The following is a 14,223-nucleotide window of genomic DNA, read 5'->3' on the forward strand; positions in this document are numbered from 1 at the left end:
CGGTTGGTACGGCACAAGCTGTTTTAAACCGACTCGACAGTAAATTTTAAACTGACTCGACAGTAAATCAACTTTCTGCTGTTGGAGAGCGCGTGTGTGTGTGCGTGAGTCTCTGCACGGCGATACAGGGGGAATAAAATGAATCGTGCATTTGCGCTGGTCTGGAACGCGGCGATTGGTAATTGGGTGGTGACGCACGAGCTGGTACGTCGGCGGCGCAAGCCCGGCGCAACCCGCCGCAGTGTGGCGAGCCTGGTCGTGCTGGCGGTGGGAGCCGCCGTACCGATGCTGGCCTGGGGGGCGTGCACACCTGCACTTCCAGCGGCGGGCGCCACCGTCACCTGTACGGGGTTGCCAATCACCAGCAACAGCTTCGCAAGCAGCGCAAACAACCTGACCATCAACGTTGCGGCAGGCACGCAGATGACCGCCGGGCTGCTGGGCGGCACCGCCATTGCGCTCACCGGCACCAATGCCACGCTCAACAACAGCGGTACGATCGATCCCTCGGCGCTCGGCCTGTTGTCGGTGTTGAGCACCGGCGTCAGCATGGGCAATGCCAGCTCCACCACGGTGACCGCCAATAATCTCGCCACCGGCGCGATTTACGGCACCGGCGGCCTGCTGGGGGCGAACCTGCTCAATCTCGATGGCATGGCGCTTGGCATCACCTCGGCCAGCAATGGCGTCGTGCAGATCAACAATGCCGGGCTGATCGATAGCCGTGCATTGTTGAACCTGTCGGTGCTGAGTGCGGATACGCCGGTGATAGCAGTCAGCGGCGGCGGTACCGTCAATGCGGTCAACACCGGCACCATCAACGGGCGCGTCGGCTTCCAGAGTTCGGCCACCGGCAACAGCTTCGTCAACGCCGGCACCATCAACGGCAGCGTGTCGATGGGGGCGGGCAGCACCAACAGCTTCACGGCGGTGACTGGCGGCAGCGTCAACAGCGGCGGCGGGCTGGCGCTGGAACTGCTTGGGCCGGGGGGCTTGCTGAGCTTCGCGCAGACCGGTGTGGTGGATGGCGGCGCAGGCGGCACCAATACGCTGATCCTGCAGAATTCGGCCACCGGCACTGGCAGCGGCAGCACCGGCGTCGGGACGCTCAGCACCGCGCAATACATCAATTTCGGCAGCCTGCGCGTCAATAGCGGCACCTGGTCGGTCGGGGGCGGAAGCAACTTCGGCAGCAGCGCGCTCAATGGCGGCGTACTGCAGTTCGCCAATCCTGCGCAGCTAGGCACTGCCATCACCGCCAATGGCGGTGCGCTGGAGGCGACAGCCGCCGGCCTGAGCCTGTCGCCTGCCGGCGGCATCACCTTGGGAGCAGGTGGCTTGACCCTGCAGGGCGCCAATGCCCTGACCATTGCCAGCCCAATCGTCGGTACCGGTGCGCTGACCAAGACCGGGAGCGGTGCGTTGGGCCTGACCGGCAGCAATACCTTCAGCGGAGGCGTCAACCTGCTCGGCGGCTCAGTGACGGTGGGAACCAATGGCGCACTGGGAACAGGCGCCGTCAACGTGTCAGCCGGCAGCGTGCTTTCCAGTGCGGCGGTCGACTTGCCGAACGCGTTCGTGCTCAACGATTTCATCGGCATCGGCGGCGCCAACACCTTGCGGATTGGCGGCGGCATCAGCGGCGCCGGCGCGTTGAACAAGATCGGCACCGGCACGCTCACCCTGGGCGGCAGCAATACCTATGCAGGCGGCACGACGCTGGGCGCGGGGACGCTGCGGATCGAAACCAATACCGCGCTCGGAGCGGGCACGGTGACAGCCGCCGGTGGGCAGCTGGATACCAGCGCTCCACTGACCCTGGCCAACAATGTTGCCTTGACCAATACGCTGGGCCTGGGCGCCAGCGGCAACGCGCTGACCCTGACCGGCACGCTTGCCGGCGCGGGTGGTGTCAACAAGACCGGCACCGGCACGCTCGCGCTCAACGGCGCCAACACCTTCGCTGGCGGAACCACGCTGGCATCGGGCACCTTGCAACTGGGCAGTACCTCGGCACTGGGAACCGGCGGCTTGAACGTCACCGGCGCGTCCAACCTCAGCAGCAGTGCGCCACTGACGGTGGCCAACGGCATCAGCCTTGGCGGACCCTTGAACTGGACCGGCGCGCAGGCGCTGACATTGAGCGGTGCCATCAACGGTGGCGGCAGCCTGATCAAGAGCGGTGCGGGCGACCTCACCCTGACCGGTAACAACGCCTACACCGGTGGCACCAGCTTGAGTACCGGGCGCCTGGTGGTGGGCTCGAACGCGGCCCTGGGCACCGGCACCCTGACCGCAAGCGGCGGCGAGCTGGATGCCATCGCTGCGGCAACCCTGGGCAACACGATTGCACTCACCGGTAGCTTGGGCGTGGGCAGCAGCGGCAATGCCTTGAACCTGAGCGGCGCCATTGGCGGCACCGGTGCGTTGAACAAGCTCGGCACCGGCAGCTTGACCCTGGGCGGCCTGAACACCTATGCCGGCGGCACCAACCTCACTGCCGGCACCTTGCAGGTGGCCAGCGGCACCGCGCTGGGCACGGGTGCGTTGAACGTCACCGGCAATGCGGCCCTGCAAAACACGGCGGCCACCTCGCTGAGCAACGCGATCGCGTTGACTCCAGGTGCGCTGACACTGAGTGGGGCGCAAGCACTGACACTGAGTGGCGCGATCAGCGGCACCGGGAGCCTGATCAAATCCGGCAGTGGCGACCTCACGCTGAGCGGCAACAATCTGTACAGCGGCGGCACCACGCTCAGCGCCGGCACACTGACGGTGGGCAGCGACACCGCGCTCGGTGTTGGCGCGCTCAGCGCAGCAGCCGGTACCACCCTGAACAATGCAACCGTCAGCACGCTGGCCAATGCCATTGCCTTGGCCGGCCTGGTCAACGTGGGTGGCAGCAACGCGCTCACGCTTACCGGCGCCATCACCGGCGTGGGCAGCCTGGACAAGCTGGGCCCCGCCAGCCTGACCCTGGCCGGTAACAATAGCTACACCGGCGGCACCCGCCTGAGTGCAGGCAGCCTGATCCTGGGCAGCGACACCGCCTTGGGTCTTGGCACCCTGACCGTCGGCGGCGGACTGCTCGACAGCACCGCCGCACGCGTGCTCGCCAACAACGTGGCGCTGGAAGCGGACCTGCAGCTCGGCGGCAGCCAGGATCTCACCCTCACCGGTGCGGTCAGTGGCGTGGGTGGCGTGGTCAAGGACGGCAATGCTGCATTGACGCTGGCTGGACCCAACAGTTTTGCCGGTGGCGTGGATCTCGATGCAGGCGCGCTGCTGATCGGCGACGGCGCAGCACTGGGCACCGGGGCGCTGACCGCTGCCGATGGCACGCAGCTGCAGGCCACTGCCGCGACCACGATCGGCAACGCTGTGGTGCTCAACGGTGCGCTTTCGCTCACCGGCAACAACGATCTGGGCGTCACCGGCATCGTCAGTGGCGCAGGCAGCCTGCTTAAGCAGGGCGCCGGTGCGTTGACCCTCACCGGCAACAATGTCTATACCGGCGGCACCTTGCTCGACACCGGCATCCTGTCGGTCGGCAGCGACAGCGCACTCGGCACCGGCGCGCTCACCGCTGCCGATGGCACGCAGCTCACTGCCAGCGCGGCGGTGACCTTGCAGAACGCGGTCAATGTCGCCGGCCAACTCGCCATCGATGGCCAGAACCTCACCCTCGATGGCGTGGTCGACGGCGCCGGTCGCCTGATCAAGAATGGCACGCAAACGCTCACGCTCAATGGCAACAACACCTGGGCGGGCGGACTGCAACTGCAGGGCGGCGCAGTGGTGGTCGGCAGCGACACGGCACTGGGCTTGGGCACGCTGAGCACCGCCGCGGGCACCACACTGGATGCCAGCACCGCGGTGACGCTGGGCAATGCGCTTGCCTTGAATGGCGCACTCACCTTGCCTGGCACGCAGGACATCACGCTCAATGGCGTCGTCAGCGGCAGCGGCAGTCTCGACAAGCAAGGCGCTGCCACGCTGACCTTGGCCAATGCCAATACCTTCAGCGGCGGCGTTGCGCTGAATGCGGGGCGTGTGGTGCTCGGCAACGACGCTGCGCTGGGCGTGGGTGCGCTGCTGGTCGGCGGCCCAGCCGAACTGGATGCCGCTGCCGCGCTGACGCTGGGCAATACGGTGCAGTTGAACGATCAGCTCACGCTGGTCGGCAGCAACGATCTCGGCTTGAACGCTGCGATCACCGGCACCGGCAGCCTGATCAAGAATGGCGCCACCACGTTGTCGCTCAACGCGGGCAACAGCTATAGCGGTGGCACCACGTTGACGGCCGGCACCATTGCGGTCGGCGCCAACGACGCACTCGGCACCGGCAGCCTGTCGGTGGTCGGTAATGCAGCGCTGAGCAATGCGATTGCGGTGGCGCTGGGCAACGACATCGCGCTTGGCGCAGCGCTCACCGTGGATAACGGTGCGGACATGCTGGTCAGCGGCAGCATCAGCGGTACAGGCGACTTGATCAAGACCGGTGCCGGCACCCTGACCTTGAATGGCAGCAACACCTACACCGGCCCGCTGGCGATCCAGGCCGGCACGCTGGTTGCGAGCACCGCTGCGTCGCTTGGCAACGCCAGCAATGTCGATGTCGCTGCAGGTGCGGTGCTGAATCTCAGCAACGGCGGCCTGATCAGCGCGCTCAGCGGCGCCGGCAATGTCAACACCGATGCCGGCGGCACGCTGCAGTTGGGCGGTGGCGTTTTTGGCGGCAGCCTCGGCGGTGGCGGCAATCTGGACAAGGTCGGCGCCGGCACGGTGCGCCTGCTCGGCAACAGCGCGATCGGCGGTGCCACCCAGGTCAGCGGCGGTACCCTGGATGTGATCGGCACCCTGGGCACCAGCGCAGTGAACGTGGCGCTAGGCGGCACGCTGACCGGCACCGGCACCACCGGCAACGTGGGAAGCAATGTGACCATCGCCGACGGTGGCCGGCTTGCATTGACCAGTGGCTCCTCGCTCAGCGTGGGTGGCCTGACCCTGGCACCGGGTGCGTTTTTGGATGTCGCACTGGCAGCGCCGAGCAATACGCGGCTGCTCGCGGTCAATGGCGACCTCACCCTGGACGGCACGCTCAACATTACCGACATCGGTGGGTTCGGCACGGGTGTGTACCGGCTGATCGACTACACCGGCCTGCTCACCAACAACGGTCTGGCGATCGGTCTGTTTCCGGGCAGCGTGGATCTCAGCCAGCTCGCACTGCAGACCGCCATCGGCCAGCAACTCAACCTGGTGGTGACGGCACCGGGCAGCATCGTGCAGTTCTGGGATGGCGCGCAGACCACCGCCAACGGCACCATCGATGGTGGTGCAGGGACCTGGGGGGCGGCGACCAACTGGACCAACCAGGACGGCAGCGCCAACAGCACCTGGCAAGGCGATTTTGCGGTCTTTGCCGGCAACGCAGCCGCCGTCGGCGTGGTGGGCACGCAGAGCATCGGCGGCCTGCAGTTCGTCACCGATGGCTATCAGCTGACCGATGCCGGCGCGGGTGGATTGGCTGTGACTGCGCCGTTGACCGCGATCCGTGTGGATCCGGGTGCAACCGCCAGCATCGATGTCGCTATTTCCGGCAGCGGTGGCGTGGAAAAGCTCGACACCGGCACGCTGGTGCTCGATGCGGCCAACAGCTATACCGGCGGCACCGCCCTCAGCGGCGGCACCCTGGTGCTGGGCGACGCGCAGGCGTTGGGCACCGGCACCCTGACCGCAGCAACCGGCACCAACCTCGATAGCAACCAGGCATTGGCGGTCGGCAATGCAGTGGTACTCGATGGCGCGCTCAACCTGGTCGGCAGCAACGACCTGCGCCTGTCCGGCCCGATCAGCGGCGCGGGCAGTGTGATCAAGAACGGCGCGTCCACGCTCACGCTCGACGGCGCCAACAGCTACGTCGGCGGCAGCGTGTTGAACGCAGGCACCCTGGCGGTTGGCAGCAACACCGCGCTCGGTGTCGGCAGCCTGTCGGTGCTGGGCAATGCCACCTTGAGCAACGCGATTGCGCTGGCACTGGGCAATGCGGTCAATCTCGGAGCCGATCTGACCATTGCCAGCGCGGACGATCTGGGCCTGACCGGAGTGCTGAGTGGCGCGGGTGCGTTGACCAAGACGGGCCTGGGCACCTTGACCTTGTCCGGCGGCAACACGTTCACCGGCCCGGTGTCGGTGCAGGCCGGCGTGCTCGCCACCGCCGCCCCCGGCGCGTTGGGCAACACCAGCGTCGTGGATGTGGCCGCAGGTGCCGGGCTCTCGCTCGGCAGCAATGCGGCCTTGGGTGCAGTGACCGGGCAGGGCAACGTCGCGGTGCTGGGCGGCACCACGCTGCAGCTTGGCGCCAACAACGTCGGCAGTACGTTTGCCGGCAGCCTGAGCGATGCAGGCAATCTGGACAAGGTCGGCACCGGCACCTTGCAGCTCACCGGCACCAGCGCGCTCGGCGGCACCACCCAGGTCACCGCCGGCACGCTGGACGTGGATGGCACGCTGGCCAGTGCAGGTGGCCTGACCGTGGGCAGCGGTGCCAGCTTGAGCGGCAGCGGCGTGGTCGATGCGGCGGTCACGGTGAATGACGGCGGCCGCCTGGTGGTGACCAGTGGCGCAGTGTTGACCACCGGCAGCCTGAGCCTGGCTCCCACTGCCACGCTGGACGCGTTCCTGGGCATCCCCAGCCAGACCGGCGTGTTGGCGGTCAATGGCGATCTCACCCTGGACGGCACGCTCAACATCACCGACATCGGCGGCTTCGGCACCGGCGTGTACCGCCTGATCGACTACACCGGTGGCTTGACCGACAACGGCCTGGGCATCGGCACGCTGCCAGGTACGATCGATCCCACCCAGCTGACGTTGCAGACCGCGCTGGCCCAGCAGATCAACGTGGTGCTGCTGGCGCCCGGCAGCAACGTGCAGTTCTGGGATGGTGCGCAGACCATTGCCAATGGCAGCATCGATGGCGGCGCAGGCGTGTGGGCCGCAGGCCCCACCAACTGGACCTCGATCGATGGGCTGAGCAACAGCGACTGGCAGAACAGTTTTGCCGTGTTCGCCGGCACCGCAGGCAATGTAGGCGTGCAGGGCACGCAAGGCATTACCGGCATGCAGTTCATCAGCGACGGGTATGTGCTGAGCGATGCCGGCGGCGGTGCATTGAGCGCCAATGCGGCCACCACCATCATCCGTGTCGACCCTGGCGTCACCGGCACCATCGATGTGGGCATCGGCGGCACTGGCACGCTGCAGAAACTCGACACCGGCACGCTGGTGCTGAGCGCCGCCAATACCTACACCGGCGGCACCGCGCTCGGCGGCGGCACGCTGGTGCTGGGCGATGCGCAGGCACTGGGCACCGGCACGCTGACCGCGGCAGCCGGTACCAGCCTCGATACCGACCAGGCATTGGCCGTGGGCAATGCGGTGGTGCTCGACGGTGCGGTGACGCTGCTTGGCAGCAACGATCTCGCCCTGACTGGCGCCATCAGCGGTGCCGGCAGCGTGATCAAGACCGGTGCATCCACGCTCACGCTCAGTGGCAACAACAGCTATGCCGGCGGGACCGCGCTGAGCGATGGCACCTTGTCGATCGGCAGCAACAACGCGCTGGGCACCGGCAGCCTGTCGGTGGTCGGCGCTGCGGTGCTGACCAACCCTGTTGCCGCAACTGTGGGCAATGCGGTCGTCCTCGGCGCTGCGCTGAGCGTCGACAATCCGGCAGACCTCACGCTTGCCGGCGATATCAGCGGCAGTGGCGCCTTGATCAAGACCAACACCGGCACGCTGACACTGGACGGCAGCAACAGCTACACCGGTGGCACGACGGTCAACGCCGGCACGCTGGTCGGCGACAGCGCCAGCCTGCAGGGAGCCATCGTCGACAACGCGACGCTGGTGTTCAACCAGGTGGCCGATGGCGTGTTCACCGGCTCGATCACCGGCACCGGCAGCGTGATCAAGGATGGCGCCGGCGCACTATCGCTCAACGGTGCGAACGGGTACACCGGCGGCACCACGATCACGGCCGGTATCTTGATCGGCGACACCACCAGCCTGCAGGGCGATATCGCCAACAACGCGGCACTGGTGTTCAACCAGAACACCGGCGGCGTGTATGCCGGCACGCTCAGCGGCGCCGGCTCCCTGCAGAAGGCCGGCACCGGCGCGCTGCAACTGCTCGGGCCCAACACCTATACCGGCGGCACCGTGATCAGCGCCGGCAGCCTGATCGGCAACACCACCAGCCTGCAAGGCAATATCGTCGACAACGCCACGCTGGTGTTCGATCAGGCCAGCGATGGTGTGTTCGCCGGCGCGGTCAGCGGCACCGGCAGTGTGGTCAAGCAGGGGACGGGTGCGTTGACGCTTGCCGAAGCCGGCAACTACAGCGGCGGTACCGTACTTGCCAGCGGTAGCTTGGTGCTGGGTGATGCACAGGCGCTGGGCACCGGAACGTTGACCGCCGCGACCGGAACCGCGTTGGATACCGATCAGGCACTGACAGTGACCAACGCAGTCGAGCTGGCAGGTGCAGTCGCGTTTGCGGGCAGCAACGATCTCACCTTGACCGGTGCTGTGACCGGCACCGGTGGATTGATCAAGAATGGGGTTTCCACGCTGACACTGGACGGCAGCAACAGCTACACCGGTGGCACGACGGTCAACGCCGGCACCCTGGTCGGCGACAGCGCCAGCCTGCAGGGAGCCATCGTCGACAATGCGACGCTGGCGTTCAACCAGGTGGCCGATGGCGTGTTCACCGGCTCGATCACCGGCACCGGCAACGTGATCAAGGATGGCGCCGGCGCACTAGTGCTCAACGGTGCGAACGGGTACACCGGCGGCACCACGATCACGGCCGGTACCTTGATCGGCGACACCAGCAGCCTGCAGGGCGATATCGCCAACAACGCGGCACTGGTGTTCAACCAGAACACCGGCGGCGTCTATGCAGGCACGCTCAGCGGCACCGGCTCGCTGCAGAAGGCCGGCACCGGCGCGCTGCAACTGCTCGGACCCAACACCTATACCGGCGGTACCGTGATCAGCGCCGGCAGCCTGATCGGCAACACCACCAGCCTGCAGGGCAATATCGTCGACAACGCCACGTTGGTGTTCGATCAGGCCAGCGATGGCGTGTTCGCCGGCGCGGTCAGCGGCACCGGCAGTGTGGTCAAGCAGGGGACGGGTGCGTTGACGCTGGTTGCGCCCAATACCTACAGCGGTGGCACCACCATTGCCAGCGGCAGCCTGATCGGCAACACCACCAGCCTGCAGGGCAACATCGTCGACAACGCGACACTGGTGTTCGACCAGGCAGGCGATGGCACGTTTGCCGGCAACATCACCGGTAGCGGTACGTTGATCAAGAACGGCGCGGGCGCGTTGACGCTGGATGGTGTCAACGCCTATCTCGGTGGCACCACGATCAATGCGGGCACATTGATTGGCGATACCGACAGCTTGCAGGGCAATATCGCCAATGCCGGCGCACTGGTGTTCCAGCAGACCGCCAATGGCACCTACGCAGGGATCCTGTCGGGTACCGGCAGTCTGCTCAAGGATGGTGTGGGCACCTTGCTGGTCACCGCAAACAGCAGTGGCTTCACCGGGCCGACCACCATCGTCGCGGGCACCCTGAGCGTGGGTAACCCGGCCAATCCGGGCGCCGCGTTGGGCGGGCCGGTCACGGTGGGCCCGGGCGGCACGCTCACCGGCAGCGGCAGCATCGGCGGCCTGACCTCCGGTGGCACCGTGGCGATCGGCGGCAGTACGGGCACGATCAGCGTCGGCGGCAATGTCGCGCTTGCAAATGGCTCCACCCTGCAGGTCACGCCGGGTGCGGGCGGCACGGTGACACCGATCAGCGTGGGCGGGGCGGCCACGCTGGCACCTGGCAGCACCCTGCAACTGGTACGTGCGACGGACCTGCCGTTGTTCACCGAGATCCCGGTCATCAGCGCCGCCGGCGGGCTGACCGGTCGGTTTACCAACGTCGTCTCCGACTACGCCTTCGTCACGCCGAATGTCAGCGCCAGTGCCACGGCGCTGTCGGTGTCGTTTGGCCGCAACACCGTGGCCATGGTCGATGCAGTCACCGCGCCAAACCAGCAGGCTGCCGCAGCTGCGGTGGATGGCTTGCCGACCACCAGCCCGGTCTACCAGGCAGTGGTGCGCCTGCCCGACGACCCGCAGGCGATCAGCACGGCGTTTGCCTCGCTGTCGGGCGAAAGCCACGCCAGCACGGCGACTGCATTGCTGGATAGCCGTTTCCTGCTGAGTGGCGTCGGCAATCATCTGCGTGGCGACAGTCAGGACGCGCAGGTAGGCGACACCACGGTCTGGATCACCGGCCGTAGCCTGCCCAATCGTGTCGATGGGGATGCCAACACCGCTTCGGTGCGGCGCGAGGACAACGGCGTCATGGCCGGTGCAGAACGGCGCATCGGCGAGCGCAGCGTGGTCGGTGTCGCGGTCGGTAATCAGGACATCGAAACCCGCTCGCGCGAATCCTTGGATCGTTCCGACATCGATGGCACCCATGCCGGCATCTATGCCCAGGCCGACTGGTCCGCGTTCGCTATGCAGGCTGCGGTCGACTATGCGGACTACAGCGTGGACAGCAGCCGCCGGGTGATGCTGCCCGGTGTGCTCGAAGAGCGGCTGACCAGCAACTACGATGCGAAGGCCGTCACCGTGTCGCTGGAAGCGGCCTGGAACCTGCGCACCGGCAATGCGGTGTACAGCCCCTTCGTTGCGGCGGACTACACGCACCTGAAGACCGATGGCTTCGACGAGCGCGGCGGCATTGCCGGGCTGTCGGTGGACAGTGCCAAGGACGAGTACACCACCAGCACGGTGGGTGTGCGCGGGCGTTGGCAGCTGGGTGCGGCGGCCGGGGTGTACGCCTCGGTGGGTTGGCGGCATGCGTTCGGCGACCGTGCCGTGGAGCGGTCGGCCGGCTTTGTCGGCAGCGGCTCGCAGTTCTCGGTGCAGAGCGTCACGCTGGCCAAGAACGCGGTGGTCGGCGAACTGGGCGTCAGCCTGATCACCTCGCCCAACAGCCGCATGGCGTTGTCGTTGCAGGGACTCAACGGTGATGGCCAGACCGCATACGGCGGCCAGGTCACCTGGGGCTGGAGCTTCTGATTCACCGCAGACCAAAAAGCCCCGGCATTGCCGGGGCTTTTTTTTGCCTGATGCACAGTGCTGCATGGCATCGGTGGTTACAGTGACCAAGTGCGGTCGGGTGCCGGTCGCGATCAGAACTGCCAGCGCAAGCCGACATTGGCATTGATGCTGTTGGCATCGGAACGACCGCGCTCGGCGCCCACATTGCCATAGATGGAGAAGGCATCGTTGAGCTGGTAGCGCACGCCCACCGACGCACGCGCCGACTGCTTGGACACCGGCTCGCCGGCCACGTTGAAGCGCGCTTCCGGCAGACCGGTGAACCAGGCGGTGAAGTCCGAGTTCGGATTGCCGAGCAGCGAACGGTAGGCGATCAAGCCATCGAAGCCCCACTTGCCGCGCACCAGATGACCGCGCACACCCACCTCGCCATAGCCGGCACGCAACGTGTCGCTGTTGGCGCTCAACCCCAGCCCGGTGGCCGAGGCTTCGCTGAAGGCATCCTGGGTCTGGCTGACCACGCCTGCGGCAATGAACGGCGACAGCCCTGCCTGCGGCATCAGGCCGACTTCGGCACGCAGCGACCAGTTGGTGTCGTGGCGGCGATCCTGCAGGCGCTCGCCGATGCTGCCGGCCTGCACCGTGCGTTCGGTGTCCACATTGCTCATGCCGTAGGAACCGATCCCCGACACATAGGCCTGGCCGATCGGTTGATACAGATACGCGGTCATCGCATAACGGTCCGAGCGCAGGCGACTGGCCGACGCATCGATGTGCGCACGGTCCTGACCCGAACTCAGCGCCGCACCCACGATGGTGCCAGCGTTGCCCATCGGCAGATCCACACCGACGGTGGTGGCCTGCTGGGTGTAATCGGCCGAGTCGAAACCCTTGCCGCCCAGTTCGCCGTCCAGATAGCTGCCCTGCATCCAGGTGGTCAGCGTGGTGGTGTCGGCCAGGTAGGGCAGGCGATCGGCCGCCACGCGTGCATCGTTGAGTGCCGACTGGAAGCCCAGCGTGCGCTCGATGCCGTGTACCTGGCCGGCCAGGGTCGGCAGCGATGCGGCAACCTGCGCATCGTTGGCGGCCAGCAGCGCGCCGGTGGCGCTGATCAGGCCACCCAGATTATCCGTATCGCCGGAGGCCACACGCGTATCCAGCACCTTGACCAGCGTATCGGCCTGCGTGGCACCGTTGACCACCGACTGCGGCGCACCGGCCGCCTGCGCGCTGGCAGCGGAGGCATTGCGGGTCAACGTGGCGGTGACGGTGGTGGGGTCGTAGGCGAGCGAAGCAGTCCAGAAGAAGTTGTTGGCGTACTGCACCCGGTCGAAGCTGCCCTGCAACGTGCCGGCCGTGACGATCTTCTCGCTGCTGCCGACGTTGTAGCCAGCCGCTTCCGGCAGCAACAGCAGGTTGCCCTTCAGGCTGGCCTGGCCGGTGACGGTCAAGCCCTTGCCCAATTCGATGGCGGTGGTGCCGGTGTTGTTGGCCAGGCTGTAGCCGCCGTTGATGACACCGCCGCGCGATTCGAACGTGGCCGAGTTGAGCACAATGACATCCGAACGCAGGCTGCCGGACAGTGCGAGCACGCCGTCGCTGACGCTGGTGCCGCCGGTGTAGGTGTTGTTGCCGCTGAGCGTGAGCCTGCCGGCGCCGTTCTTGGTCAGGCCGCCGGCGCCGGAGATGTCATTGCTGAAGGTGCTGTCGTAGCCGGAGGTCACATTTGCCGCCCAGTTGCTGGCGAACTGGCCCGGGCCCTTGATCGCCTTGGCCGCATTGACTAGGCCGAAGCCGTACAGCGCATCCACGCCGGGGTCGCCCAGGTCAGTGGCGGTGGTCAGCAGGGTCTGCTGCAGGTTGGAAGCGCTCATCCACGGATACACGCCCAGCACCTGCGCCGCGATGCCGCTTACAGCGGCCGTGGAGAACGAGGTGCCGGCGATCTGGCCCTGCAGCTCGGTGCCGGCCAGCGCGGGTGCGAAGTAGCTGCCCGGCGCCACCAGGCACCACTGTGCGGCGGCGCCGCAATGGTTGGAATAGCTGGTCAGGCCGGCGGCATTGCCGGCGCTGTCGATGTTGACCGCGCCCACGGCCAGCCAGTTGTTGCGCAGACTGGCTTCCTGCACCGGCGTCGCCGCCGGGTAGGAGGCTTCTGCCGCGCCTTCGTTGCCGGTGGCGGCCACGATCAGCGCATCGGCCTGCACCAGCGGGGTCAGCGCATACTTCCAGGCCAGTGCGGCATTGGCACTGCTGGCTGCATCTGCATACGAGGCGCCGATCGACAGATTGGCGATGCGCACGCCGGCTGCCGCCAGGTCCACCGCCGCGCGGCGGGTCTGCTGGGTACCGCAGGAGTTTTCGGCGCAGATGCGCGCATAGAACAGGTCCGCATCCGGCGCGACACCGCCGGCGAAGCCGTCCTGGGCGGTGCCCAGCACCAATGCCGAGACGACGGTGCCGTGGCCGCGCAACGCGTTCGATGCGGATTCCGGGGTGCCGGGGGTGTCGGTGTAATCGTTGGAGGTATCGACCTTGCCGCTGATCGGCGCGTAGCTGCCATAGAGGTTGTCGTCCAGCACCGCCAGCTTGACGCCCTGACCCTTGGCGCCGGCCTGTTGTGCCAGATCCGCATTGGTCGGCACCAGCAGGTTGCTGGCCAGGCCCTGGTAGCGGGCGGGGGCAGGTGCCGGCGTCGGCGCGGTGTTCGGCAGCGGGTCGGCCGCGGTGGTGTCCGGCGTCGTTGGAGTCGTTGGAGTCGTGGGCGTGGGCGTGGGCGTGGTGGGCGCTGGGGGAGTGGACGGCGTCGGGGCGACCACCGTGGTCTGCGGTGGGTCACTGCGGACATTGCCGCCACCGCCGCCACAGGCAGTCAGGACAAGGCAGGAGGCGATCGTGGTTGCGAGTAGCGAGCGATTCATGGGTTGGTCGATTCCGGTAATTAGCGCGCCGCAACTGCAAAAATTCTAAAATTTGGCGCAGACGATTCCAGCACCGGGAAAAGCCGGTGTGGCGTTGGATTTCACGCGTTATTCACTTTATCCGCCGCGAATCTGTCCCCTCAGATAAGCG

The 14,223-nt window shown here is 66.8% G+C and carries 2 protein-coding genes; one reads left to right on the top strand and one right to left on the bottom strand.

The genetic code is table 11. From position 1 onward, the window contains the following. Positions 1-138 precede the first annotated feature (138 nt). Positions 139-11,169, top strand: a complete 11,031-nt coding sequence (locus DGN21_RS10105; protein WP_215825218.1) for an autotransporter-associated beta strand repeat-containing protein — start codon at positions 139-141, stop codon at positions 11,167-11,169. Between the two features lie 113 nt (positions 11,170-11,282). On the opposite strand, the gene DGN21_RS10110 is transcribed toward DGN21_RS10105, so the two are convergent. Beyond that, positions 11,283-14,072 (bottom strand): S8 family serine peptidase, encoded by a 2,790-nt coding sequence (locus tag DGN21_RS10110; protein ID WP_160954728.1) that lies wholly within the window; start codon positions 14,070-14,072, stop codon positions 11,283-11,285. Positions 14,073-14,223: the final 151 nt, after the last annotated feature.

Source organism: Xanthomonas sp. MLO165 (assembly GCF_018831305.1).
Taxonomy (GTDB): Bacteria; Pseudomonadota; Gammaproteobacteria; order Xanthomonadales; family Xanthomonadaceae; genus Xanthomonas; species Xanthomonas arboricola.